Genomic DNA, 25,860 nt, shown 5'->3' with positions numbered 1-25,860 from the left:
CAACGCCCACCAGACGACCCAAACTGAGCTCCCAGCTCACAAAGCGCCGCCCACGCGCCCCGCAACGCCCACCAGACGACCCAAACTGAGCTCCCGGCTCACGAAGCGCCGCCCACGCGCCCCCCGCGCCACGATCGTGAGGGTTTCGCCCAAGATTCTTGGACGAAACCCCCACGATCTTGGGAGGGGGGCGGGGTCAGTCGAGGTCCCGGACCTTGTCCAGGTGCGGGTGCTCGCCTCGGGCGGGCAGGTCCGGCGAGGGGCCGACGAGGTGCTCGACCTCCGGCAGGGCGTCGTCGACGCGGCGTCGGGACACGAGGATCGCGGCGGCGATGATCGCCAGGGCGAGGAGGGCGATGCCCGCGCGGAGCCACGGTGAGGCTCCGGCGCCGACCGACATCTGCACGACGGCGGGGGCGATGAGCACGGCGACGAGGTTCATCACCTTGATCAGCGGGTTGATGGCCGGGCCGGCGGTGTCCTTGAACGGGTCGCCGACCGTGTCGCCGATGACCGTGGCGGCGTGGGCGTCGGAGCCCTTGCCGCCGTGGGCGCCGTCCTCGACGAGCTTCTTGGCGTTGTCCCACGAGCCGCCCGCGTTGGCCAGGAAGACCGCCATCAGCACGCCAGCTCCGATCGCGCCGGCGAGGAAGCCCGCGAGGGCGCCGAAGCCCAGCCCGAAGCCGACCATGATCGGGGCCAGGGCCGCGAGCAGTCCGGGAGTCGCCAGCTCTCGCAACGAGTCTCGGGTGCAGATGTCGACGACGCGGGCGTACTCCGGAAGCTCGGTGCCGTCCATGATCCCCGGGTGCTCGCGGAACTGGCGACGCACCTCGAGGACGATGGCGCCGGCGGCGCGCGTGACGGCGTCGATCGCGAGGCCGGAGAAGAGGAAGACCACCGCCGCGCCCAGGATCAGCCCGACGAGCACGTTGGGCGAGGTCACGGCATACCCGCTGACCGCCTCGGAGGTGTCGCGCCCGGCCTCGGCGAGGGCCGTGATGACGGCGTCGTTGTAGGAGCCGAACAGCGCCGTCGCGGCCAGCACCGCCGTCGCGATGGCGATGCCCTTGGTGATCGCCTTGGTGGTGTTGCCCACCGCGTCCAGGTCGGTGAGGACCTGCGCGCCGGCCTCGTCGACGTCGCCGGACATCTCGGCGATGCCCTGGGCGTTGTCGCTGACGGGACCGAAGGTGTCCATCGCCACGATGACGCCGACGGTGGTGAGCAGACCGCAGCCGGCCAGGGCGATGAGGAACAGCGACACGATGACCGAGCCGCCACCGAGCAGGTAGGCGAGGTAGACCGCACCCGCGATGACCGTGGCGGTGTAGACCGCGGACTCCAGACCGACGCCGATGCCGGACAGGATGACGGTGGCCGCGCCGGTGACGGACGTGCGGGCGACGTTGCGCGTGGGCTCGGACTCGGTGTCGGTGTAGTGGCCGGTGATCTTGAGGATCACGGCAGCGAGGATGATGCCCAGCAGCACGGCGCCGATGGCCAGCAGGCGCGGGTCGCGGTCGATGCCGGCGGCCTCGGCGCCCCGCAGCTCGGCGAACGTGCCGGGGAGGTAGACGAACGCGGCGATCGAGCACAGCACGGCGGACACGACGGCGGCGATGGCGAAGCCGCGGTTGATCGCGGTGAGCCCGCTCTCGCCGGGGCGCGAGCGGGTGACGTAGACGCCGAGGACGGCCGTCAGCACGCCGATGGCCGGCACGATCAGCGGGAAGACGAGGCCCTGCTCGCCGAAGGCGGCCTTGCCGAGGATGAGGGCCGCGACGAGGGTCACGGCGTAGGACTCGAACAGGTCGGCCGCCATGCCGGCGCAGTCACCGACGTTGTCGCCCACGTTGTCGGCGATCGTCGCGGCGTTGCGGGGGTCGTCCTCGGGGATGCCCTGCTCGACCTTGCCGACCAGGTCGGCGCCGACGTCCGCGGCCTTGGTGAAGATGCCGCCGCCGACGCGCATGAACATCGCGAGCAGCGCCGCCCCGAAACCGAATCCCTCGAGCACCGCGGGCGCCTCGGCGCGATAGATCAGCACCACCACGCTCGCCCCGAGGAGGCCGAGACCCACGGTCGCCATACCGACCGCTCCCCCGGTGCGCACCGCGAGGGTGAACCCGGGCGCCCGATGCCCGTCGCGGGCCGCCGCGGCGACGCGGACGTTGGCCTGGACGGCGAGGGTCATGCCGAGGTAGCCGATGAACGCCGAGAACAACGCGCCCACCACGAAGAAGAGGCTCCGTCCGATCCGGACGGAGCCGTCGTCGGCCGGCAGGAGGAACAGCAGGGCGAACACCACGAGGACGAAGATCGCCAGGGTGCGCAGCTGCCGGTTGAGGTAGGCGCTCGCGCCCTCCTGGATGGCGGCGGCCACCCGCTGCATCCCCGGTGTCCCCGTGTCGGCACGCAGCACCTGCGAGCGCAGCACCGTGCCCACCACGAGAGCCAGGAGCGAGACCGCCGCGATCACCGCGACGATCGTGATGCTCCCCCCGGACACGGGGACGTGGTCCCCGGCGGCCTGGATCGGTCGGGTGGTGGGAAGGCTGGTGGCTGGCAGCTGGGTGATGGCGACGAGAGCTCGCATCCGTCCTCCTTGACGTGCGGCTACGGACGGTGAGCACCGCCCTCAGGTGGCTCGCAGTCTAGGGTGGTGCGACCCACATGACCAGGGGGCCTCGACGGCGCGTCGTGAGGGCGTCAGTGTCCCTGCGGCGCAAGCTCCTTGGTGTAGAGCACCTGGCCGAGCCCGTTGCGCAGGCTCACCGTCATCGTGCCCGCGCGATCGACCTCGGTGTAGCCGAAGAACATCGCGCGCTGGTCCCGCGGTGACTGGTTGGCGTGGCGCGGCACCCCCTGGAAGAGCACCTGCGGCCCGAAGGTCGCGTCCATCTGGTTGGGGCCGAACCCGCCCGCGCTGATCGGGCCGGCGACGAACTCGTGGAAGCCGTCGAAGTCGGTGAAGGCCGCCTTGGCCGGGTCGTAGTAGTGCGCCGCGCAGTAGTGCACGTCGGCCGTGAACCACACGACCCCGCGGATCTTGCGGCGCTTGATCTCGCTGAGGAGGTAGGCGAGCTCCAGCTCGCGGCCCAGCGGTGCACCCGGATCGCGGTTGGCGATCGCCTCGATGTCGGTGCCGTCCGGCACGATGATGCCGATCGGCATGTCGGCGGCGATGACCTTCCACGTCGCCCGGGAGCGCTGCAGCTCGCGCAGCAGCCAGTCGACCTGCTCGGTGCCGAGGAAGGCCGTCCGTTGCTTCTCCAGCGAGGGGGTGTTGGCGCCGCGGTAGGTCCGCATGTCCAGGCTGAACACGTCCAGGTGGGCGCCGCGCTCGACCTTGCGGTAGACGCGGGGAGCCTGTCCCAGGTCGCGCACCCCGCGGCCGTGCCGGTCGGCGATCGGCATGAACTCGAAGAAGGCCTGGCGGGCGCGGGTCGCGAGCACGTCCACGCGCCGTTCGCGGGCGTAGCGCGGGTCGTCGAGCACCTCGCCGGGGTACCAGTTGTTGGTGGTCTCGTGGTCGTCCCACTGGCTGATGACCGGGACGTCGGCGTACATGCCGCGCAGGTTCTTGTCCATGAGGTTGTAGCGGTAGCGCCCCCGGAACTCGTCCAGCGACTCCGCGACCTTGGCCACCTGCGGGGTGACCACGTTGCGCCATACCTGGCCGTCCGGCTCGACGACCCGCTCCTGGATCGGGCCGTCGGCATAGATGTTGTCGCCGGAGTGGATGAGGAAGTCCGGGCGCAGCTCGTGCATGGCGCGGTAGGCGATCATCCCGCCGAGGTCGGGGTTGATGCCCCAGCCCTGGCCCGCCGTGTCGCCGGTCCACACGAAGCTCGTCGGGGCGTCGTGGACGGCGGCGGTGCTGAGGTGACCGACGCCCACCTCGCCCCGGTGCCCGTCGAGGTCCTCGAACTGCACGCGGTACTCGTAGTCGCGGCCGGGCGCCAGGCCCTTCAGCTCGAGCTTGGCCGTCAGGTCGCTGCGCGGCGTCGCCCAGGGTCCGGCCAGCTCGCGCCACGAGCCTCGACGACCGCCCGAGGTCAGGCGCACGACCATGCGGCCGGGACGGTCGGAGCGCGACCACACCACGGCGGAGCGGGAGGTGACGTCGCCCGCCTGCACCCCGCTCGGCAGCGTGCTGCGACCACGGACGAGCACGGGGCTGCCACCGGCCGCCACGGAGGTCGACTGACCAAGGGCGACGAGGCCGGCGCCGCCGAGGGCACCGGTGAGCAGGGAACGGCGAGACACGTTGGCCATGACGGCGACTCTGCGCCTCCCGGGTGAACGGGCGGGGTGCGCCCGGGTGACGGTCCGGCAAACCATGCCGTATGCCGCGGGCTAGGGTCTGACGTGATGAATGAGCAGCAGGAGCACTACTTCACGTCGAGCGAGCCGGCGACCGAGACCGAGCGCCGGTCGATCCGCCTCCGCCTGGCAGACCGGACCGTGGACGTCGAGACCGCCCCCGGCACCTTCTCCCCCGACGGCCTCGACAAGGGCACCGCCGTGCTGCTCGCGGAGGCACCACCCCCGCCCGCCGCGGGCACCTTCCTCGACCTCGGCTGCGGCTGGGGGGCCATCGCCCTGGCGCTGGCGCTGCGCTCCCCCGACGCCACGATCCACGCGGTCGACGTCAACGAGCGCTCCCTGGACCTCACCCGCCGCAACGCGGAGTCGTTGGGCTGCACCGGGATCCGCGCGATGACGGCGGAGGAGGTGCCGGCGGGCACGGCATACGACCTGATCTGGTCCAACCCCCCGATCCGGGTCGGCAAGGCCGTGCTCCACGACCTCATGCGCACGTGGCTGCCGCGGCTCGCGCCGGACGGGCACGCCTATCTCGTCGTGCAGAAGAACCTCGGCTCGGACTCGCTGCAGGCCTGGATCGAGCGCGAGCTGGGTCCAGGGCTGCAGGTCGAGCGGTTCACGAGTGCCAGGGGATTCCGGGTCCTGCACGTCCGGAGGGTCGCGGGCTAGACCGGCCTAGACTGGGTCCCCGTGACGATCGACGACAACGCCCACGACGGCCAGGGACAGCTCGAGGACATGCGCTTCCACTCGCGCAAGTGGGTCAAGCCCGAGGACCTCAACGCCAACCACACGCTCTTCGGCGGGAGCCTGCTGCGGTGGATTGACGAGGAGGCCGCGATCTACGCGATCATCCAGCTCGGCAACGAGCGCACGGTCACGAAGTACATGTCGGAGATCAACTTCGTCTCCAGCGCGCGACAGGGCGACATCATCGAGATGGGCCTGCTGCCGACCCGCTGGGGCCGCTCCTCCCTGACGCTGCGCTGCGAGGTGCGCAACGTGTTCACCGGCAAGAGCATCATCACGATCGACGAGATCGTCATGGTGGCCCTGGACGACGAGGGCAACCCGAGGCCGCACGGTTACGACTCCATCACCTTCGACCGCGACCGGGTGCCCGCGCGGCTGCGCATCGAGCGAGTCGAGCCACCAGTCCGCTGAGGGGTCACCTCCCGACGCCGAGTCCGCCGAGTGGTCACGTCCCGAACGTCGGGACGTGACCACTCGGCGGAGGGGCGCGGGGTCAGCGGTGGCGGGGCTTGGTGGGCTTGCTGGGCTTGCTGGGCTTGCTGGGCTTCCCCTGGTGCACGACCATCGCGGACCCACCGCCACCGCGGGTCGGCTCGGCCCCGGCGTCGAACAGGTTGCGCCCGAGGACGCGGATCGCGGTGCCGCGCCCGATGGTCTCGGCCGAGGTCATCGGCTGGCCGAGTACCTTGAGCGCCGCTCCGGTCGCGCTGTGGATGAGCTGCGGCTCGGCGGTCGCCGCGGTGTTGCGCGAGGAGATGCGCGGCGCCGCAAGCCCACCCATCGCGGTCTTGTCGCGGTCGATGACCTCGGTGATCGTCTGCGCGGTCGTCGTGATGATGGTCGCGCCGCCGGCGGCACCGGCCGCCATGAACGGCCGACCGCCCTTGAGCACGATCGACGGGCTCATCGACGAGCGCGGACGCTTGCCCGGCGCCGGGAGGTTGGGGTCAGGGACGCCCTCCGTCATCGGCTTGAAGTTGAAGTCGGTCAGCTCGTTGTTGAGCAGGAAACCACGACCGGGGACCACCATGCCGCTGCCGCCGAACTGCTCGATGGTCAGCGTGTATGACGCCACGTTGCCCCACTTGTCGGCCACCGTGAGGTGCGTGGTGGCCTGGCCGTCGTTGCCCTGGCCGGCCTTGCCGAGCGCAGTGCCGCAGCCGCCGTAGGCCCCGTCGGGGTTGCCGAAGGCGATGGGACGCTGCTGCGCCTTGGCCGGGTCGAAGCCGCACGCCCGCTCCCGCGCGAAGCCCTGCGACACCAGCTGCTGGCGCGGCACGCCGGGCACGTCGCCCACCCAGCGGTTGCGGTCGGCGAACGCCGTCGCGGTGGCCTCGGCGAAGCGGTGGTAGTACTGCACGTCGTCGACGTCGCGCAGCGGGACGCCCGTGCGCTCGGCATACTCCTCGAGCAGGTTGAGGGTCTCGGCGACGGCGATGCCGCCCGAGGACGACCCCGCCATGCCGTAGTAGTCGTGTCCCTCGTAGGTCGAGTGGATGGGCGCCAGGCGCTTGACCTGGTAGCGACCGAGGTCGGCCGTGGTCATGGTGCCGCTGGGGACCATCACGCCGGGCACGGTGACCGGCGTGTTGACGACCTTGGCGATGTCCTGGGCGATCCCGCCGCGGTAGAGAGCCGACGGACCGCGGCGGCGCAGCTCGGCGTAGGTCGCTGCGAGGTCCGGGTTGCGCAGGACCGTGCCCGCCTCGAACGGCTTGCCGCCGGGGAGGAAGAGCGAGGCGGTCGCCGGGAACTGCGCGAACCGCTTGGCGTTGTCGGCGGTGGCGGTCTCGAACGCGTCGTCGACGACGAAGCCACGACGCGCGATCTCCTCGGCCGGGGCCAGCATCTGGCTGAACGACCGGGTGCCGTAGTCCTGCAGGGCCGCCTGCCAGGTCGCCACGGTGCCCGGGACCCCCACGGACAGGCCCGAGTTGACGGCCTTGGTGAAGTCCATCGGCTTGCCGCCCTCGAGGAAGGACGTCTCGGTCATGCCGGCCGGGGCGGTCTCGCGCCCGTCGATGGTCGACACGCGCTTGGTGCGGGCGTCGTAGTAGACGAAGTAGCCGCCACCGCCGATGCCGTTGGCGTAGGGCTCGACGACGCCGAGGGCGGCCGCCGTCGCGACGGCGGCGTCGGCGGCGTTGCCCCCGCGCTTGAGCACGTCGATGCCCACCTGGCTGGCGACCGGGTCGACGCTGGCGACGGCCCCGCCGGAGCCGGTCATGGTGCCGGTCTTGGGCAGGGTGTGACCGACAGGCCCCTGGTCACGGGGGGCGGGACGCTGCGGGACCGGCGTGGCGCCGGCGGTGGTGAGGGAGGCGGCGGCGGTGACAGGCAGGGCCAGCGCGAGGGCGAGGACGCCCCGGAGCGTGGCCGACGGACGAGGTCCGCGGGGGCTGGGTGCAGTCATCTGCGGAAACTAGGCGCTGGGACATCTCGGGCAGAAGGGGCGATCCAGCATGTGGGACATCCGTCCGGAACTGGTGCGTGAGTCGTCCCAGGGCGTGGACAGATCGACCAGCGATCGCCCGGTCAGCAGCCGGCTAGCGCCGGGGAGGCAGCTCGACGGTGCCGTCGGCGACCAGGGCTGCCGGGCCGGAGAGCTCGACTTGGTCGCCGGGCAGGGCGCGGACGTGCACCGTGCCGCCGGGCACGTCGACCCGCCAGAGGTCGGTGACCTGGTCCCGGGGTGCCCCGTCGGCTCCGGCGTCGCCCCCGCCGGCCCACCAGCGGACCGCGAGCGCCGCGGCAGCGGCCCCCGTGCCGCAGGATCGGGTCTCCCCCACCCCGCGCTCGTGCACGCGCATGCGGATGTGCCCCGGCCCGAGCACCTGCACGAACTCCACGTTGGTGCCCTCGAGGGGCGTCGGCTGCACGAGCGGCGCTCGGGTGAGGTCGAGCTCGTCGAGCTCGCGGCCGGCGGGCAGCATGACGACGGTGTGCGGGTTGCCGAGGTCGAGCGACAGGGCGGGGACGGCCTCGTGGTCGTCGACCTTGACCAGCGCGTCCGAGCCCTGCGCAGCAGCCTCGGCGGGCGAGCTCAGCCGCCAGGGTCCGAGGTTGACCGCGTATGCCGTCTCCCCCGTCTCGCGAGCGCCTGCACCTCGACCGTCGCCGCCGTGGCCGCCGTCGCCGTGACCACCTCCAGCACCCACGCGGACGTGCTTGAGCCCGGCGCGGGTCGCGATCGCGAACTCCGGGTCCTGCTCGAGGCCCTCGCGGCGCAGGTAGGCCGCGAAGACCCGCGTGCCGTTGCCGCACATCTCGGCGACCGACCCGTCGGCGTTGCGGTAGTCCATGAACCAGCGCGCGTCCGAGGCCTGGTCCATGACGGCGGGCTCGCCCGCGAGCGCCGTGGGGACGACCCGGATGACGCCGTCTCCGCCGATGCCGGCGCGGCGGTCGGCGAGCCAGGCGACCTCGCTGGGGGACAGCGGGATCGAGCCCTGCGCGTCAGGGACGAGGACGAAGTCGTTCTCGGTGCCGTGGCCCTTGGTGAAGTCCAGGCGCCGGGGGCTGCCCACGGGCTCGGTCGGGTCGGAGGTCATGCCTCATTGTCTCCTGCGCGCTGGGCCGGGGCTGACAGGCCGGGCAGCGACGTCAGCACGCCCGCGTGCACCTCGTCGTGCAGGTCGCCGATGGGACGCTCCCCCGTGGCCACCGCGGTGGCGTCGTGCCAGGTGATCCGGGGGTCGGGGCGGAACCACGCCTCCTGGCGGCGAGCGAGCTTGCGCGTGAGGGTGGCCGTCAAGTCCTTGGCATCGTCCTCGGACAGGTCGCCGTCCAGCTGGGCCAGGGCCTGGGCGTAGCCGAGCGCCTTGCTCGCGGTGCGCCCGTCGCGGAGCCCGGCGGCGTCCAGCGCCCGCACCTCGTCGAGCAGCCCCTGCTCCCACATGCGGTCGATGCGCAGGCCGAGCCGCTCGTCGAGCACCGGCCGGTCCACACGCAGCCCGACGACGACCGTGGGCAGGCGATGGGTGCGCTCCGGCATGGTCGCGCTGAAGGGTCGCCCCGTCAGCTCGATGACCTCCAGCGCGCGCACGACGCGCCGGGCGTTGCTGGGGAGGATCTGGTCGGCGGCGACGGGGTCCAGCCGTCGGAGGCGCTCGACGAGCGCCGGCAGGCCCGCCGCGTCGTCGCCGACCTCCGCCTCGAGCCGACGGCGGACGTCGGGATCGGTGGGCGGGATGTCGAGCAGGTCCAGCGCGGCCCGGACGTAGAGGCCCGAACCCCCGACCAGGACAGGGACGAGCCCACGTCGCCGGACCTCGTCGATGTCGGCGCGCGCCTCGCGCTGGTAGGCCGCGACGCTCGCCTCGTCCCGCACGCCCAGGACGTCCAGCTGGTGGTGCGGGATCCCTTGTCGCTCAGCCACGCTCAGCTTGGCGGTGCCGACGTCCATCCCGCGATAGAGCTGCATCGCGTCGGCGTTGACGACCTCGCCGCCGAGCCGTGCGGCCAGGGCGACCCCGAGGTCGGACTTGCCGGTGGCGGTGGCCCCGACGACGGCGACGACGGGTGGCAGGGCGGGGTCCGGCATACGTGCCATTGTCCCAGAGCGAGTGACAAGGACCGGTCGCGTGGGGCAGGGTGGTCGGCGGAGCGCACCGTGCCGGCGACGGACCGAGGTGCTCCTGACCTGGCCCCGACTGGAAGGAGACGGCGATGAGCATGTTCGACAACATCAAGGACAAGGCCACCGAGGCTGCGGAGCAGAACCCCGAGAAGGTCGAGCAGTTCTCCGACCAGGGCATCGAGCGAGCTGGCGACCAGCTCGACGAGCGCACTGGTGGGCAGCACTCCGACAAGATCGACTCTGTCCAGCAGCAGGGCGACGAGCGCGTCGGCGACAGCAGCCAGTGACGTCGTCCCGCTGACGGCTCCGGCCGTCGCCTCACGACGCGAGAGGCCGTCACCCCTCGCGGGTGGCGGCCTCTCCCCGTGCCCGCACGAGATCGCGGCCGACCTCGACCAGCAGGTCCACGACGGTGCGCACGGCCAGGCGCTCGTGCCGCTCCCGGCGGGACAGCGCAAAGATCGAGCGGTGCGCCCGGACACCCTGCAGAGGCCGTATGACGACCCCCTGGCGTGATCGCGTGGTGAAACGAGGGAGGAGACCCAGTCCCTCGCCGGACGCCACCAGCGACTCGACCAGCCGGTTGTCGCGCAGGCGGTAGCGGCGCTCCAGGGTCGCCCCGAGGTCACGCTCGATGCTCCCCATGACCGTGTCGAAGGGGTAGCCGACCGGCACGCCCACCCAGGTCGTGCCGGCGAGGTCCGCACGGCGCAGGGTCGCGCGTCCCGCGAGCGGATGGCTCGCGGGCAGAGCCACGTCGATGGGCTCGCGGGCGATGACGCGGCGCACGAGACCGTCCTGGACGCTCGCCGCCCCCGGCGTGAGGCTGTGCGCCACCACCACGTCCACGTCGCGGGCCCGCACCGCGAACTCCGCCTCGGGGACGTCGAAGTCGTCGATCTCCAAGTGGATCTGCGTGCTGCTGAGGCGCTGGAGGAGACCGGGCAGCAGCGCCTCTCCGGCGCTGGGCAGCGTGCCGATGCTGACCGTGCCGGCGGGGGTGCCGACGAGCTCGTCGAGCCGTCCATGGACCCGGGCGAGCACCTCGCCGACCTCGTCCGCGCCGGCCGCGAGCAGGCGGCCCTCGGCCGTCAGCCGGAGGCGCCGGCCGTCGGGCTCGACGAGGCGCACCCCGATCTCCCGCTCCGCGGTGCGCAGCTGCTGGGAGACCGCGGAGGGCGTGCGGTGGGTGGCCGCGGCGACGGCGGCCAGGGTCCCGCGGTCGGCCAGGTCACGGAGGAGCTCGAGGTGACGCAGATCCATGAAGCCAACCTAATGCTTTGCGTCATGGATCGTCGCTTGCCCTGAACGGTCGCGGAGCCGGACGATGGGTGCATGCCGATGACCCACCGCGCCCTCGCGGCCCTCGTGGCCGTGCTCTGGGGCGTCAACTTCCTGGCGATCCACACCTCGCTGGAGCAGTTCCCGCCGTTGTTCCTCGTCGCCCTGCGCTTCGCGATCATCGCGGTGCCCACGATCCTGCTCGTGCCCCGTCCCGACGTGCCGCTGACGTGCCTGGTCGGCTACGGGCTGGGGTTCGGGACGGTGCAGTTCATCGGGCTCTACCTCGGCATGGCCATGGGCTTCCCGGCCGGCCTGGCGTCGCTCGTGCTCCAGGCGTCGGCGCCGTTCACCGTGGTGCTGGGTGCGCTGCTGCTCGGCGAGCGGGTGGGGCTGACGCAACGCGTCGGGATCGCCGTGGCGGTGGGTGGGCTCGTGCTGGTCGGCGTGTCACGGGCGACGGCGACGAGCGTGCTGCCCTTCGTGCTGGTGGTGCTCGGCGGGCTGGGGTGGGCCTTCGGCAACCTGTGCAGCCGCCTGGCGCGCGCGCCCAAGCCCCTGCACCTGACCCTATGGATGTCCGTGGTGCCGCCGCTGCCCATGCTGGTGCTGTCGTTGCTGGTGGAAGGGCCCGCGCGCATCGCGTCGTCCCTCGGCACGTCGGTGTCGGCCGCGGCGGCGCCGGCGTGGGTCGGCCTCGCCTACACCGTGCTGCTCGGCACCGTCGTCGGCTCCGGCATCTGGGTGTGGCTCATGGCGCGGCACCCGGCGGGGGTGGTGGCGCCATACTCGCTGCTCGTCCCCGTCGTCGGGATCCTCACCGCCTGGCTGGTGCTCGGCGAGCGCCCCACCGCGATCGAGCTGCTCGGCGGTGTCCTCGTGATCGCGGGCGTGCTCTGGTCCGGGCGAAGGCCCCGCAGCGGCCTCGCGGTGCCTAGGGTGGAGGGCACCGATCGACTCGAAGGAGCCACACCATGACCGAGATGCGTGACGAGCAGCTGCCCGAGGGTGCCAAGGCCGCGCAGGAGGCCGCCGCGGAGGCAGCCCCCGGCCAGGCCGACATCGCCCACGACTCCCCCGACGCCGACCACGGCCAGATGCAGCAGGCCGCGACCGAGGGGTCGACCGACACCGGCACCGGAGCGGTGACCGGCAGCGGGATGCCCGACTGAGGTCAGGTCAGGCGCCGCAGGCGGGGCCGCTGCGCACCGTGACCGCGCTCGCGGCGGGCCTGCCGATCGACGGCATCCCCAGCGAGACCGCGGGCTTGCCCGGCACCGGCGCGTCCTGCAGCGCGGTCCAGGCGTCCCCGCCCGCCGTGCGACGCACGCGATAGGTCCCTCCCGCGAGCGCCCCGTCCGCGACGAGGTGGTGGGGGGCGCCATACGTCACGTCGACCTCGACCACGTCGCCCGGCCGGGCGCGCTCGGCCCCCTCGGGCACTGCGAAGTGCACGAGGCGGTTGTCGCGCGCGCGGCCGGACATCCGCGCGGTCTCGGCGTCCTTGCGCCCCTCGAACGGCGCGACCAGCACCTCGACCGTGCGCCCCTCCTGCCTGCGGTTCTCCTCCCAGGAGATCCGGTCCTGCAGGGCGATGAGTCGGTCGAAGCGCTCCTGCACCACGGCCTTGGGCACCTGGTCGTCCATGGTGGCGGCGGGCGTGCCGGGGCGGATGGAGTACTGGAAGGTGAACGCGCTCGAGAAGCGGGACGCCTCGACCACCCGCAGCGTCTCCGCGAAGTCCGCCTCGGTCTCGCCGGGGAAGCCGACGATGAGGTCGGTCGTGATGGCGGCGTGCGGGATCCGGTCGCGGACGCGGTCGAGGATGCCGAGGAACTTCTCGGAGCGGTAGGACCGGCGCATCTCCTTGAGCACGCGGTCGGAGCCGGCCTGGAGCGGCATGTGCAGGCTCGGCATGACGTTGGGCGTCTCGGCCATCGCGTCGATCACGTCGTCGGTGAACGCGGCCGGGTGGGGGCTCGTGAAGCGGACGCGCTCCAGGCCCTCGATCTCGCCGGTCGCACGCAGCAGCTTGGCGAAGGCCCCGCGGTCACCGAACTCGACGCCGTAGGAGTTGACGTTCTGGCCGAGCAGGGTGATCTCGACGACGCCCTGCTCCACCAGGGCGCGGCACTCGGCGAGGATGTCGCCGGGACGCCGGTCCTGCTCCTTGCCGCGCAGCGCCGGGACGATGCAGAAGGTGCAGGTGTTGTTGCAGCCCACCGAGATCGACACCCAGCCGGCGTAGGCGGAGTCGCGGCGCGTCGGCAGCGTCGAGGGGAAGGTCTCGAGCGACTCGAGGATCTCGACCTGCGCCTCCTTGTTGTGGCGCGCGCGGTCGAGCAGGGCCGGCAGGGACCCGATGTTGTGGGTGCCGAAGACGACGTCGACCCAGGGGGCCCGCTTGACGATGGTGTCGCGGTCCTTCTGCGCCATGCAGCCGCCGACGGCGATCTGCAGGTCGGGGTTGGCGAGCTTGGCCGGACGCAGCTGGCCGAGGTTGCCGTAGAGCTTGTTGTCGGCGTTCTCGCGCACGGCGCAGGTGTTGAAGACCACCACGTCGGCCGTCGGGGGCCGCTCGTCGGTCGGGAGGCTCGCGAGGTCGACATAGCCCGCCGTCTCGAGGAGGCCGGCCAGTCGCTCGGAGTCGTGAACGTTCATCTGGCACCCGTGGGTGCGTACGTCATAGGTCTTCATCGCGTCACCCAGGATAGGCCAGCCACGGACGAGAGCTAGCCTGGCAGCCATGACGCTCGTGACTGGCGGTATCGACCTGGCCGAGGCATCCCGGGCGCGAGGGGGCTCGCAGCGGCTCCGTGCCTACGTCGCTCGACCGGAGGGGTCGGGTCCGTGGCCGGCCGTCGTGATGGCGATGGAGGCCTTCGGCGTCAACGACGACATGCGCAGCCACGCCGACCGGATCGCCGGCTGGGGCTATGTCGTCGTGGTGCCCGACCTGTATGCCGACGGCGGCGCCAAACGGTGCCTCGTCGCGACGATGCGGGCCATGCAGTCCGGGACGGGTCGGGCGTTCGTCGACCTCGAGACGGCCAGGCTCTGGGCGGTCGCGCAGCCCTGGTGCACCGGGCGCGCGGGGGTGATCGGCTTCTGCCTGGGCGGGGGCTTCGCCCTGCTGGCCTGCGACCGCGACCGCTACGACGTCGCGAGCGCCAACTACGGGCAGGTGCCCGAGGACCTCTCGCGCAGCTGTCCGGTCGTCGGGTCGTATGGCGAGAAGGACCCGACGTTGCCGGGGGCTGCGGCCACGCTCCGGTCCAGGCTGGCGTCGGCGGGCGTGGCGCACGACGTGGTCTCCTACCCGGACGCGGGGCACGCCTTCCTCAACGACGCGCCGCCCGGCCCGGCGGTCCTCTCTCCCCTGTTGCGCGTGGCGGGGTTCGGGGCCTCGCCACAGACGCGGGAGGACGCGTGGGGGCGGATCCAGGCGTTCTTCGGCGAGCACCTGGCCCCGGGCCCGGCCTGAGGGCTAGGAACGGGCGGGCGCGCCTCGTGACGAGGCGGCCGCGGCTGTGGGCCTCGACAGGACGAGGCCGCTCATGGCCTGGGCCAGCGCGACGCCGAGGATGAGCAGCACGGGCACGGTCCAGCTCCCGCTGGCCTGGTAGACCGCGCCGGCCGTCACCGGGCCGACCGCGGCCAGCAGGAAGCCCGTGCCCTGCGCGAAGGCCGAGACGGCGGGCACGTCGTGCGGGTCGCGCTGCTGGGCGATGAAGGTCAGGGCGATGGCGATCCCCGCCCCCTGCCCGAACCCCATGACCACCACGCCGAGCAGCGCGGTGGTCGCGCTGCCCAGCAGCGCCACGACCCCCAGCGCGTACGCCGCGAAGAACGCCGCGAGGACGCGAGGGGCATGACGGTGCGTCGCCATACGCGGTCCGAGGAAGCTGCCGGGGATCCCGAGGCCCATGTAGACCCCGAGCATGACGCCCGCCGTCGCGGGGGCCACCCCGTGGCTGCGCAGGATCGCGGGCAGCCAGGTGAGCGGCATGTAGAAGCAGAGCGACTGCAGACCCATGAAGGCCGCCGTCCACCAGGTGCGCGGGTGACGCACGACGTGCACCATGCCCGTCGGCGCCTGCGGGGTCGAGGCGTGACCGCCGGTCGGGTGCCGCACGACCTCCCGGGTGGCGGCCCCCCACAGGACCAGCGCCGCAGTGAGGGGCAGCACCCAGATCGCGAGGGTCCACGACCAGGACAGGCCGTGCTGGAGCAGCGGCGCCGTGGCTGCGGCGGCCGCGGAGGCGCCGCTGATCATGCACACGGTGTAGAGGCTCATCCGCTGCGGCACCTGGTCCGGGAAGCGGCTGCGGACGACGGCGGGGAGGACGACGTTCATGACGGCGATCCCGAGGCCGAGGGCGACGGAGCCGAGGTAGAAGGTGGGCGTGGTCGGCAGGCTGCGCACCACCACGCCCACCACGGTCAGCGCGGTGGCCGCGAGGAGGGTGCGCTCGGTCCCCCACCGCGCCACCAGGAACGGCGTGACGAACGCGAACAGCCCGAAGCAGATCAGCGGCAGCGTGGTCGTCAGCCCCGCGAGCGTCGGCGTGAGCTGGAGGTCCCGGCTGATGGTCGCCAGCGCGGGTGGCAGGCTGGTGATCGGCAGCCGGCACACCAGCGCCACCGCGACGAAGCCAGGCAGCAGCCAGCGCAGGTCAGCACGAGAGGACACCCCGCGACCCTAGCCGCCCACGACCCGGGCCGTGCGCCGCGTCCGCATCGTGCCCCCCGCGCGCTCAAGAGGGCCACGGGGACCGTATGCCGGCCGCCCGCCGCCTGCCCTCGTGAGGTCAGTGGCGGGGAGTGGGGGCGACGATCGCGGCGTAGAGCTCCTCGAACCGGGCGAGCCGGTCCGCGAAGTGCCGGGTGGCGTCCGCCTCGGGCTGCTCGGTGTCGCCCGTCGTCGGGGCGGCTCGCTCGACGTCGGGAGCCAGCACCTCGAGGGCGTGCAGGGCCGTGCCGTGGAGGGTGACGCGCTTGATGGTCACGGGGGTGACGGGCTTGCCGACGGCGTGGGCGAGCAGGGCGAACAGGCCTGGCAGGTCCTGCCCGACGCGGCCGCTCGCGAGGATGCGCTCGGGGGCGCCGGCCGCCTCCTCGAGCTGGACCGCCAGGCGGGCATAGCTCAGCACCACGCCCTCCATCAGCGCGCGGAAGATCTCGGGTGCCTGGTGCGAGACGGTCAGACCCGTCACGGCCGCCCGAGCGCCGCCGGCCCAGCCGGTCGACCTCTCGCCGGTGAGGAAGGGCAGCACCAAGGGGGTCCCCGCATCCGGCTCCGCCCTCAGGATGACGTCGAGCCCGTCGCGCTCCTCGGGCAGCCGGAGCGTCTCCTCGGCCCAGGTCACGGCCCGGCCGACGTCGTTGAGAGCTCCGCCCACGAGCGAGCGGCGGTCGTCGACGCGGTAGTTCCACAGCCCGGTCGGGAGCGTGTCCGGCGCCCCCTCGATCAGAACCCGCATCGCGCCGCTCGTGGCGAGGCTCGCCACCACGGTGTCGGGCCCCGTCGCGCCGTTTCCGAGGTTGCTGGCGAACCCGTCGGTGATCGGCGCGAACCAGCGAGCCTCCGCGAGGGCCGGCCAGCGGCCACCCACGTCGACGACCGGCGTGAGGGTGTCGCTGGGGTCACGTGGCCTGCCCAGCTGCTCGGCCGTCACCCCGGCGACCTCGAGCAGCTGCTCGTCCCACTCCCCCGTCCGACGGTCGAGCAGGCCGGTCCAGGCGGCCGTCGAGGTGCCCGGGTCCGCGGTCCCGATGAGCCGGTGGAGGACGTACTCCCCCAGCGACATCCAGCGACTCACCTGCGCGGCCAGGTCGGGCTGCTCCCGGGCGAACCACCGCAGCCGCGGCGCGAGATAGCTCGTGTGGATGCGGGTGCCCGTGCGCTGCTGGACGTCCGCCTCGTCCAGCTCCTCGCGCAGGACGGCGACCTCGTCCGCGCAGCGGGCGTCGGCATACGTGATGCAGGGGGTCAGCGGCGACCCGTCCTCGGCCACGCCGACCAGCGACGACGCGAAGGTGTCGATCGCGACGCCCCCGACCGTCGTGTCGCCCACCTGCTCGAGCAGCTCCTCGATGATCGCGGTCAGCTCGGCGACCACCTCGTCGGGATCGATCGTCGAGGTGCCGTCCGCAGCGGTGGTGAAGGCGTGCGGCCGCTTGGCCCGCTTGCCCGCCGGGCGACCCGCGGCGTCGTACAACGCTCCACGGCTGGCGGTGGACCCCACGTCGAGGGCGAGCACGATCGGCTGCTCCGCCTGGTCGATGTCGATCTCGAACGACGGGTCGCTCACGGGGACTCCTTGGGTCGGGGGTCTCCCAGCCTAGGTCGGGGCGGGCGCGCGTCGCAGGTCGGGACGAGACGACGGGCACGCGGCCTGTCGGTACGTCGGTCGGTCCTTGCGGGACATCCCTGAGGGGCCACTGAAATCCGGACCTGGCGGGAACACCGTGGGCGTGCCGCACGTCGACCCTGGTGACAGCACCTCACCCGTCACCTCGGAGGTCACCGTGCGCCTGCTCCTCAATCTCATCTGGGTCGTGTTCTGCGGGTTGATGCACCGTGGATTGTGACCCATGTCGATACGATGGGCACATGACACCCACGACCGCCATTTATGCACGTCAATCGATGGATCGAGGCAGGGATGAACTAGCTGTCTCCCGGCAGTTGGAGGACTGCCGACAACTGGCAGCCGACCGGGGGTGGACGGTCACGGCTGAGTACGTGGACAACGACCGCAGCGCGACGACGGGTCTTGAGCGCCCGCAGTTCGAGCGCATGCTGAGGGACCGCCCGGAGCAGATCGTCGTATGGCACACGGACCGGCTCGTGCGCGTCATCCGTGACCTCGAGCGGGTGATCGACCTCGCGGTGAACGTGCATGCGGTCAAGGCCGGCCACGTCGACCTGTCCAACCCCGCCGGACGTGCCGTGGCTCGGACCGTCACGGCGTGGTCGCAGTACGAGGGTGAGCAAAAGGCGCTCCGACAACGGGCCAAGAACCTGCAGCGGGCGCGCAGCGGCAGCATGCCGACGAGCGGCGGGCGACCGTTCGGATACGTCGTCCAAGACAAGCGATTCGTCATCGACCCCACCGAGGCGGACCACTTCAAGCGGGCCGTGCGCCAGGTGCTCAACGGGGCCACCCTCATGAGCGTGGTGAGGGACTTCAACGACCGGGGCGTGACGACGACCGTCGGCGTCTGCGACACCTGCGGCCACCGCGCACCCGCCAACCGTGGCACGTGTGGTCACGACGGCTGCACGGGCACCGTGAGGCCGAACATGTGGCGACCGACCACCATGCGCTCGATGCTGACCAACCCCCGGTATGCCGCCATCGTGACCTACGGCGGGGAGCAGTACCCCGGAGACCCCTCGCTGGCCATCATCACCGAGGACGAGCACCGGCACCTCGTGTCGCTCTTCAATTCCCCGGAGCGCAAGCGACCTGGGCGACCCAACCGGTACCTGCTGAGCGGCATCGCCCTGTGCGCGGTGTGCGGTCACCCGGTGAACGGCACGGTGGGAAGCACGCGCACGAAGGCACCGACCTACAAGTGCCTCAACGGGTTTCACTTCAACCGGCAGGCGGACCCGATCAACGAGCATGTGACCGACGTTGTCCTGACGGCCCTGCGGCACCGAGCGCAAGCGCCGTGGCTATACGCGCACACCCCCGCCGATGGCGACACGCTGAGGGACCTGACAGAGCGGGAGCAGGCGCTCACGCAGCGCATGGACGACATGTCCACGGCATACGTGGACGGCGCGCTCACGATGGCACAGCTGACTGCTGCGACCGCACGGGCACGTGAGGCGCTCGTGGACATACAAGCCCGACGCGAGGCGCTCGCCCGGACCGACTCCCTGCCCGACCTGCTGCCCGACGCCGACGTGCGGGCCGTGTGGGACGACATGGACCTCGACCGGCAGCGGGCGGTCATCCGCGACCTGTGCTCCCCGCGTATCGCTCCGCAGGGCAAGGGAGTACGCACGTTCAACCCCGGCACAGTGACCTTCGACTGGCGAGGCAGGCCGCCGCATGTCGTGGTGTCGTGCGTCCACCGGCCTGACGTGGCCGTGGTGCGTGAGACCAACGATGACGGCACCGCCCGTGGGTGGGCGCCCGTCGCCATGACCTACAACCCCGTGACGAAGACGCTCATGTGGGAAGAGCCACCCGCCGACCCATGCTGCATCCCGTCCGACGCCGACCTCGAAGCAGCGGTCGAGTTGGGCAGATTGCACCTGTGTGTCTAGCCCGTACAGATGACCCACGTGGCAGGGACTTGAAAACGACTCCCAGTACTCATACTCTCTGATCGTCGCCAAGATGGCGGCTGAAGTACCAAGCCCTAGCGGCATAACCAAATGACCCGTGCTATCACGTCATTTGGCTTGCCCTGGGGCTTCCTTGCGTGGTGGCCCGGGTCGCCAGGTTGCGCCGCTCCCACCAAGAGGAGCACCACCATGACCGGTCAACGGCACCGCCACCACCTCTCTCGCATGGCGCACGAGTACCTTCTCCACGAGGTATCGCGCTACGCCCGGGTGGTCGAAGTGGTGACCAACCCCGACGGCACCGTTCAGATCGCTGCGCAGTGGCAGCTCGACGCCCTCGAGATGAGGGACCACGTCAAGAGGGCGCTCGACCGCGCGCAGATGGAAAGCGGAACCACTGCAACTCCGGCCTCAGTGATGGGCCATGACGAGGCAGTCGCAGACCTCACCGCGCTGCACGACGCCATGAGGCGCGCCGCCGGGGAGTGACCCCACCACGCACGGACGGTCCTCTGACCACCTGAGAGACCCCTTAGAGGGCCGTTCGTGCGTTCCCGGGGTGACGACACCCCCGCACCATTTCAACGCCTTACAGGGCCGTACATGATCTTTGACAACTCCACAGTGTGATGTGTGTCACACCAATTCTCTGACCCCCCGCTTTGACGGTTGCGGGCAGATCGGTGAAATGAATGAATGTCATTACCGACGACACGGGACCCCACACAAGAAAGGTCAAGTGTCATGTCGGAGCCAACTGAAGACGGCGCGCAAGTTATCGCGCATGGATTCCCCTATCCCCCAGGCTTTCGCATCTACACCCGTGACGGTGAGGCGTGGAGATACCGGGTCGGGGAGTTCATCCGCAGATATCCCTGGGCGACGTTCTCACATCTCAACCCATCTATCTACCAAGGAGATTGACCATGCGAGTGATACGAGATACGCCCGCCGACCTGCCCACACCGCGCGGGACGTTGACGGACTGCGAGGTCGTGACCATCCCCGACGTTGCCGCGTACTACGGGGTGCCCTACACGTGGCTCTTGAAGCGGATCAAGGCGTGGCAGATTCCCGTGCTCAAGCCCAATGCCGCGCTCAACCTGCTGTGGCGCGACGACGCGCTCAGACTGCGCGAGTTTAACAGGAAGGCGTCGTGACTCGGATCGACCCCCCGAATGGGACTCCGGGGGGCCGCGCATTTCTTCCGAGGTGTATGGCATGAGCAGTACCAGACAATGGAGATGATATCGAATGAACCGTGAAGAATCAATCGAACTCAGCTTGAAGATGCTTGCCGCTATCTGGGGCGACGCGACAGGATATGTGTTCCTGCCCATCCTCCACCGGGGCAAGCCGTGGGACGAAGGGCCAGCCTTTCACTGGCCGACAGGCAAGGCATATGTCGAGCAGCACGTACGGGATCACTGGAACTCCGGCGTCGTGCAGTATTTCACCCCCGGTGTCTACAGCTCACCGAACCGGGCGGCTAAGAATCTGCTCACCCGCGATCGCCTGTGGGCCGACCTGGACTCCAACGATGGCCGACACCCGCCCACACCCGCCGACGTGAACCCTGCCCCGGCCTTCCTGTGGCGCACGTCTCCCGGCAACCACCAAGCCGTGTGGGTGCTGTCGTCATCGCTCGCTGACCCGGGTGTGTGGCTGGGCACGAACAAGGCCCTGACGGACAAGCTCGGCGGTGATCCGCACGGGCAGTCCGGGTCCAAGGTGCTGCGCATCCCCGGGTCGTGGCACCACAAGGACCCACGTAAGCCCCTGAGAGGCCGTGTGATTCGTGCCCGACGGTCAATGGTCACCGACCCCGCCACGCTCCCTGTCGTGGCCGCACAGACGCTCACAGAGGTGGACGTGGCCGACGTGATCGACGGCCCACGGTCCGGGCGACCGGTCCCCGGCAAGGTCAGGTGGCAGAGCAACGCCCCGGACGGCCCCCGTCACGTGGTGCTCGGGCGGCTCATCGCGTACCTGCTCGACAACGGGCACACGCCTGCCGATTGCTTCCACGCCTTGCGTGGATCGGTCGTGGACAAGTGGGACGACGACACCCGCCTTGCTCAGGACATTGCTCGCGCTGTGAGTAGGAGGACGCGATGACTACCGAGCAGAGGATACGGACGCTGATCGAGCGGTCACGGCAACAGGACGAACGGCTCGCCCGGCTCGAGCAACGCATTGGGAGCGACGCATGACGACCCAATCGCTTGAGGCGCGCATCGCCCGGCTGGAGCGCCGCGTCGCCGCCCTTGAACGGGAGGCATGGCCGACGCCCAAGAGTACCAACAACAAGAAGAAGGAGAACAACGATGAGAGTTAAGACTCGCGCGCGTGGCGCATGCCCTACGTTTTTGAGGTGGTTGGGGTGACCCGTCGATCAGAAAATGCAGTGGCGATGACGACGCAGAACCCGCTTGACATTACGCAATCCGATAGCGGGCAGACCCTCATCGCCAAGATGTTTGCCGCCAAGTACCGAAAGCGCCTCGTTTGGGTGCCCGGTATCGGATGGATGTACTGGTCAAAGACCCGATGGGTTGAGGATGAAACGGACAGAGCACGGCGAGCCCTCATCAGCATGATGGATCAGGCTTGGCAGTCGGCCAAAAATGACGAACGCTTGGCCCGCGCGATCAAGGGGTGCCAGTCGGCGTCAGGTCAGGATGGCGCGCTGAGGGTGGCGCGGGCGTTCATGTCCCGCCCGTTCGGTGACTTCGATTCCGACCCGTGGCTGCTCAACGTCGCTAATGGCACGCTCGACCTCCACACCCTCGAACTACACCCACACGACCCGGGGGATTACATCACCAAGCAGTGTCGTGCTGCGTATAACCCTGACGCCAAGGGGGATTCGTGGGACGCGTTCCTATGTGACGTGCTCCCGGATCCTGAGGTGCGTTCGTACTTGCAGAGATACGTTGGACAGGCCCTCATCGGCAAGTCCCGCGAGCACGCACTCGTCATCCTTCATGGAGGCGGGCGGAACGGCAAGGGCGTGTTCTACGGTGCCGTCTCACACACGTTGGGCGAGTATGCGCTACAAGCCAATTCTGACTTGTTCATGTCGGCTCGCGCGCAAGAAGGCACTGGGGCTGTTGATCTGCGCGGGCGTCGATGGGTGGTCGTCTCCGAGACGGAGCGGGACCAACCCCTCGCCCAGGCGGCAATGAAGAATCTCACCGGGGGAGACATAATTGCGGCTCGGCGCCTCTTCAAGGACTTTGTAAGGTTCGAGCCGTCGCACTCATCGGTGATGGTCACTAACTATCTTCCTACCGTCAAGGGGGATGACCCGGCGGTGTGGGAGCGCATTCGCGTCGTTCCTTTCGATGTTGTGATTCCGCCTGAACGGCGCGATCCGGACCTGGGCGACAAGTTGAAGGTCGAGGCCGAGTCCATTTTGCTTTGGGCCATCGAAGGGCTGCGGCAGTACACGACACGTGGCGGCCTGGACGAGCCGGACGTGATCCGGGCTCGCGCCGTGGAGTACCGCCGCAACGAAGATCAGATTCGGTCATGGCTTGAGGCTTCGTACGAACGTGAAGTTACTGGGCGCGTCCTCCTGCGTGAAATGCACGCCGCGTTCTGTCAGGACGAGCGATCGTCTATCTCATCCCGTCGATTCAAGTCGGAACTTGAAGGCCGCGGACTTCGGATCGAGCGTGGCACGGGGAATCAGTACTACGTCCTCGGCTGGTGCCACCCTGATTCTTAGCCAGTTTTGGACCCCACGCTTGATCGGGGTACTCAGTAACTACCCATGCACGTTTCCGCATGTCAGCGGGTGTGGAGTTACCGAAGTTACTGAACAAAAATCCTTTGAAATTTCAGCTCACGATGGCAAGTTGTTTTGTTCAGTAACTTCAGTAACTCACGACCCCCAAGCGATGACCCCGGAACCCCGGATGCGCCCGGCTCGCCCCATTGATGCATCCATACGTACACGTCCCCGTGGCGGGTGCATGTATGCATGTATGGGAAGTAGGTCAACAGGCCTGACCCCCCACATACATGCATACATGCACCCCCAACACACACTCAATGAACTACATGCATCTATGGCAACAGCCATACGTGCACAGGCCCCAACAAGAAAGGCAGGACCAGAAATGGCACGCAATACGAGGCCGATGAAGAGATGCGGCGCATGTCGCCGACGCAAGTATGTGAGCCGGTTCACGGGGTCGATCTGTCGGGTCTGTGCCCGGCACCGGGTGATTGCCCGTGCCCGGGCCATGCGCGGAGCAGCACGATGAAGGCACACACCCCCGACGGGGCCGAGGTGACCGTGGCCGGGCGGAAGGCTGAGGCGCTGTGGGCGGTGCGGCGTCTTGAGAGGGAGTGGCGGGCGGGGCGAACATCGACCGGGCGGCGACGGGCGGCATACCGAGGGGCGACCACGCGCCAGGTGGCACGGGAGGTGGACCGGTCCGGAGGGGTGCCGTGGCCCGGCGATGCCGCGTGGAAGGCGGGGAGCGACGAGCAACGGGAGCGATGGACCGACGAGCGCACGACGACGAAAGCCATCTATCGACCGTTGACGCAGCTCGAGGCACTCGGCGTGGTGAAGCGTGAGGACGGGGGGTGGATCGTGGCCGAGGCATCGCAAGCGGACGAGGGGCGAGCCTCAAGCGTGACGCCGAGGAGCGGGGTGAGGAAGTGGTACCGGTATGGGGGTGCAAATCACGAGACCGAGTCGTGACGGACCAGCGCCGGTGGTGTTCCGCATAATTTCTGGGCTAATCTCTAAATGCAACCCATTCGCAACAACGGCCTGAGGGCTCTCCAACACTCTCCCCGGGAGCCCTCAGGCCGGTCACGCGCCCCGCCATCGCGCACAACACCCGTCTAGAGGCACCTAGCGGGGCCACAGGCCGCTTATTACCGCCGCTCCGGGGAATCACCCGCACCGGCCATTTCTAGCGTCTCACAGACGCTTACAAGGCCATCAGACAATGCGCGCCCACCAGTCAGAGAAATGGCCATCCCCCAGGGGGGTGTGGGCATATCCCTGTCAGATCGACCTGTTGTTTGAGTCTGCATTTCCTGTGCGTTATTGTATGTATTGCAAGGTTTGAAAGAGAACCACAGAACGGGCCGCTGAAAGCCAAGGCAGGATTACCTGCGCACCGCCGGACGCCATACGATCTGTGATTCTCGGGCCAACGGCTCTGTGAACTCTCCCGCTAGGTCGGGAGGCATAACCCTCCGTCTGAGCAACCTTGGGAAACTCAACAACTTTTCTCAAGGAGAAACAACATGGAAACTCTCATCCAGAAGCGGACCGAGCTGGCCCGTGAAGCAAAGGGCATCGTTGACGGTGCCAAGCAGTCCGGCACTGCCCTGACCGATGGGCAGAAGGGCCGTATCGACGCCATTCTGGCCGAGGTCGGTCAGATCGACGCCGCGATCAAGGGTCGGCTCGAGACCGACAAGCTCATGAAGCAGTTCGACGGGTGGACGGGCGGTGAGCCCGGCAGTGGTGGTTTCGCTCCCGCGACCACCGAGGACCGTGGGTACCTGCGCGTCGGCTCCAAGGATGCCCTCGCCCCGGTACTGACCAAGGCGACCGCGACCGGTGCCACCGGCGGGGTGAAGTCGCTCGTGTCCTCCGTGGACGTGATCGAGCCCGTCATGGTCCCCGAGGCGCCCGTGCCGATGGGCGTCCCGGCATCGACCATCTGGGACCTGATCCCGGCCCGTCGCGTGCCGCGTGACTACTCGTTCCTGCAGCAGACCACCCGCGACAACCAGGCCAAGCCCGTTGCCGTCGGAGAGGTCAAGCCCACGTCGCAGTACGTGATGAAGCGCGTCGAGAACCGCCTCAAGGTCGTGGCTCACCTGTCCGAGCCGATCCACATCTACGACCTGTCGGACAACGAGAACCTGGCCCGGTTCCTGGCCAACGAGCTCCAGTATGGGCTGTTCGTCGGCGTCGAGAACCAGCTGTTCAACGGCGACGGCACGGGCGAGAACTTCAAGGGCCTCAACGTCACGAGCGGCATCCAGGTGCAGACGTTCAAGACCGACCCGATCCTGACCACCCGCGCCGCCATCACCCAGCTCGAGACGATGGGATACACCCCCGACGGGATCTTCCTGAACCCGCTCGACTGGGAGGCCATCGAGACGTCACAGTACCTGCTGAACGACCAGGCCGGTTCCCCCGTGGACCGTGCCGCCCGTCGCCTGTGGGGCGTCCCGGTCGCCATCAGCAACTCCATCGCCCGTGTGAGAATGACAAGCCCATTTGGCCCCACTGTGATGCTTTGATTTGGCCCCACCCCCGGTTTGGGTGACGTCTGCTCGGCGTGGTCGTCGAGCAGGGGGTCAGGTGGGGTTGTTCTCCTTCCTCGTCGCGGTGCTGCTGGTCAGCCGGTAGGATGTGGTGCCGGTCTGGATGATGTGGGCGTTGAAGGTCAGCCGGTCGACGACGGCGGCCGCCAGGCGGGGGTCGGGGAAGGTGTTGCCCCACTCGCTGAAGGGGGCGTTGGACGCGCAGGCGATGGAGGCTCTCTCTTCGCGGGCGGTGATGATCTGGAACAGCAGCTCGGCGCCGCGCGGATCCAGGCCGACGTAGCCGACTTCA

The 25,860-nt window shown here is 69.8% G+C and carries 23 protein-coding genes; 13 read left to right on the top strand and 10 right to left on the bottom strand.

Annotated elements, in window-relative coordinates:
• Positions 1-196: 196 nt before the first annotated feature.
• Together K313_RS0116815 and K313_RS0116810 are read right to left on the bottom strand one after the other, a co-directional pair.
• Complete coding sequence (locus tag K313_RS0116815) at positions 197-2,599, bottom strand: sodium-translocating pyrophosphatase (protein ID WP_029212606.1); 2,403 nt, start codon at positions 2,597-2,599, stop codon at positions 197-199.
• A 113-nt stretch (positions 2,600-2,712) separates the two neighbouring features.
• Positions 2,713-4,281, bottom strand: a complete 1,569-nt coding sequence (locus tag K313_RS0116810; RefSeq protein WP_029212605.1) for an alkaline phosphatase D family protein — start codon at positions 4,279-4,281, stop codon at positions 2,713-2,715.
• A 96-nt stretch (positions 4,282-4,377) separates the two neighbouring features.
• On the opposite strand from K313_RS0116810, the gene K313_RS0116805 reads away from it, so the two are divergent.
• Together K313_RS0116805 and K313_RS0116800 are read left to right on the top strand one after the other, a co-directional pair.
• A complete protein-coding gene (locus K313_RS0116805; protein ID WP_029212604.1) occupies positions 4,378-5,001 on the top strand; it encodes a class I SAM-dependent methyltransferase in 624 nt (207 codons plus the stop codon).
• Positions 5,002-5,070: 69 nt separating this feature from the next.
• Positions 5,071-5,496, top strand: coding sequence for an acyl-CoA thioesterase (locus K313_RS0116800; RefSeq protein WP_029212603.1), 426 nt, complete (start codon positions 5,071-5,073; stop codon positions 5,494-5,496).
• Positions 5,497-5,578: 82 nt separating this feature from the next.
• Here the strand turns inward: K313_RS0116800 and ggt are convergent, their stop codons facing one another.
• The 3 genes from ggt to miaA form a co-directional block, all read right to left on the bottom strand.
• Positions 5,579-7,498, bottom strand: a complete 1,920-nt coding sequence (gene ggt / locus K313_RS0116795) for a gamma-glutamyltransferase (protein ID WP_029212602.1) — start codon at positions 7,496-7,498, stop codon at positions 5,579-5,581.
• 133 nt (positions 7,499-7,631) lie between these two features.
• Positions 7,632-8,636: a diaminopimelate epimerase gene (gene dapF / locus K313_RS0116790; protein ID WP_029212601.1), complete on the bottom strand. Its 1,005-nt coding sequence runs from the start codon at positions 8,634-8,636 to the stop codon at positions 7,632-7,634.
• Complete coding sequence (gene miaA / locus K313_RS0116785; RefSeq protein ID WP_029212600.1) at positions 8,633-9,628, bottom strand: tRNA (adenosine(37)-N6)-dimethylallyltransferase MiaA; 996 nt, start codon at positions 9,626-9,628, stop codon at positions 8,633-8,635. The genes dapF and miaA overlap by 4 nt, the downstream gene beginning before the upstream one ends.
• A gap of 125 nt (positions 9,629-9,753) precedes the next feature.
• Between miaA and K313_RS0116780 the strand changes: the two genes are divergently transcribed.
• Complete coding sequence (locus tag K313_RS0116780) at positions 9,754-9,951, top strand: antitoxin (protein ID WP_029212599.1); 198 nt, start codon at positions 9,754-9,756, stop codon at positions 9,949-9,951.
• 49 nt (positions 9,952-10,000) lie between these two features.
• On the opposite strand, the gene K313_RS0116775 is transcribed toward K313_RS0116780, so the two are convergent.
• Positions 10,001-10,927, bottom strand: a complete 927-nt coding sequence (locus tag K313_RS0116775; protein ID WP_029212598.1) for a LysR family transcriptional regulator — start codon at positions 10,925-10,927, stop codon at positions 10,001-10,003.
• 72 nt (positions 10,928-10,999) lie between these two features.
• Here K313_RS0116775 and K313_RS0116770 point away from each other — a divergent pair, with 72 nt between their 5' ends.
• Together K313_RS0116770 and K313_RS0116765 are read left to right on the top strand one after the other, a co-directional pair.
• Positions 11,000-11,923 (top strand): EamA family transporter, encoded by a 924-nt coding sequence (locus tag K313_RS0116770; protein ID WP_029212597.1) that lies wholly within the window; start codon positions 11,000-11,002, stop codon positions 11,921-11,923.
• Positions 11,920-12,117, top strand: coding sequence for a hypothetical protein (locus K313_RS0116765; protein ID WP_019284573.1), 198 nt, complete (start codon positions 11,920-11,922; stop codon positions 12,115-12,117). The genes K313_RS0116770 and K313_RS0116765 overlap by 4 nt, the downstream gene beginning before the upstream one ends.
• Positions 12,118-12,124: 7 nt before the next feature.
• On the opposite strand, the gene miaB is transcribed toward K313_RS0116765, so the two are convergent.
• Positions 12,125-13,642 (bottom strand): tRNA (N6-isopentenyl adenosine(37)-C2)-methylthiotransferase MiaB, encoded by a 1,518-nt coding sequence (gene miaB, locus K313_RS0116760; protein ID WP_034253889.1) that lies wholly within the window; start codon positions 13,640-13,642, stop codon positions 12,125-12,127.
• A 49-nt stretch (positions 13,643-13,691) separates the two neighbouring features.
• Here miaB and K313_RS0116755 point away from each other — a divergent pair, with 49 nt between their 5' ends.
• Positions 13,692-14,429, top strand: coding sequence for a dienelactone hydrolase family protein (locus K313_RS0116755; protein WP_029212595.1), 738 nt, complete (start codon positions 13,692-13,694; stop codon positions 14,427-14,429).
• A gap of 3 nt (positions 14,430-14,432) precedes the next feature.
• On the opposite strand, the gene K313_RS0116750 is transcribed toward K313_RS0116755, so the two are convergent.
• Both K313_RS0116750 and K313_RS0116745 read right to left on the bottom strand, forming a co-directional pair.
• Positions 14,433-15,638, bottom strand: coding sequence for an MFS transporter (locus K313_RS0116750; RefSeq protein ID WP_029212594.1), 1,206 nt, complete (start codon positions 15,636-15,638; stop codon positions 14,433-14,435).
• A 118-nt stretch (positions 15,639-15,756) separates the two neighbouring features.
• Positions 15,757-17,259: a gluconokinase gene (locus K313_RS0116745; protein WP_029212593.1), complete on the bottom strand. Its 1,503-nt coding sequence runs from the start codon at positions 17,257-17,259 to the stop codon at positions 15,757-15,759.
• 302 nt (positions 17,260-17,561) lie between these two features.
• Between K313_RS0116745 and K313_RS0116740 the strand changes: the two genes are divergently transcribed.
• The 7 genes from K313_RS0116740 (at position 17,562) to K313_RS22660 (ending at position 25,544) form a co-directional block, all read left to right on the top strand.
• Positions 17,562-19,232: a recombinase family protein gene (locus K313_RS0116740; RefSeq protein WP_084412969.1), complete on the top strand. Its 1,671-nt coding sequence runs from the start codon at positions 17,562-17,564 to the stop codon at positions 19,230-19,232.
• Positions 19,233-19,478: 246 nt separating this feature from the next.
• Positions 19,479-19,742: a hypothetical protein gene (locus tag K313_RS0116735; protein ID WP_156911442.1), complete on the top strand. Its 264-nt coding sequence runs from the start codon at positions 19,479-19,481 to the stop codon at positions 19,740-19,742.
• Positions 19,743-20,248: 506 nt separating this feature from the next.
• A complete protein-coding gene (locus K313_RS0116730) occupies positions 20,249-20,413 on the top strand; it encodes a hypothetical protein (protein WP_156911441.1) in 165 nt (54 codons plus the stop codon).
• A gap of 94 nt (positions 20,414-20,507) precedes the next feature.
• The gene (locus K313_RS23205) at positions 20,508-21,371 is read left to right on the top strand and encodes a DNA-primase RepB domain-containing protein (RefSeq protein ID WP_084412967.1); all 864 of its coding nucleotides are present in this window, start codon (positions 20,508-20,510) and stop codon (positions 21,369-21,371) included.
• A 91-nt stretch (positions 21,372-21,462) separates the two neighbouring features.
• Positions 21,463-21,591, top strand: coding sequence for a hypothetical protein (locus K313_RS24745; protein WP_276203044.1), 129 nt, complete (start codon positions 21,463-21,465; stop codon positions 21,589-21,591).
• 75 nt (positions 21,592-21,666) lie between these two features.
• Complete coding sequence (locus K313_RS0116710) at positions 21,667-22,986, top strand: DNA primase family protein (RefSeq protein WP_169516859.1); 1,320 nt, start codon at positions 21,667-21,669, stop codon at positions 22,984-22,986.
• Positions 22,987-24,530: 1,544 nt separating this feature from the next.
• Complete coding sequence (locus K313_RS22660) at positions 24,531-25,544, top strand: phage major capsid protein (RefSeq protein WP_029212586.1); 1,014 nt, start codon at positions 24,531-24,533, stop codon at positions 25,542-25,544.
• Between the two features lie 57 nt (positions 25,545-25,601).
• Here K313_RS22660 and K313_RS21535 read toward each other — a convergent pair.
• Positions 25,602-25,860, bottom strand: a 259-nt coding sequence (locus K313_RS21535; RefSeq protein WP_034253883.1) for an ATP-binding protein, incomplete at its 5' end; no start/stop codon positions are given.

Origin of the sequence: Arsenicicoccus bolidensis DSM 15745, from assembly GCF_000426385.1 — a bacterium.
GTDB lineage: Bacteria > Actinomycetota > Actinomycetes > Actinomycetales > Dermatophilaceae > Arsenicicoccus > Arsenicicoccus bolidensis.
This window is presented reverse-complemented; position numbering and strand designations above follow the sequence as displayed.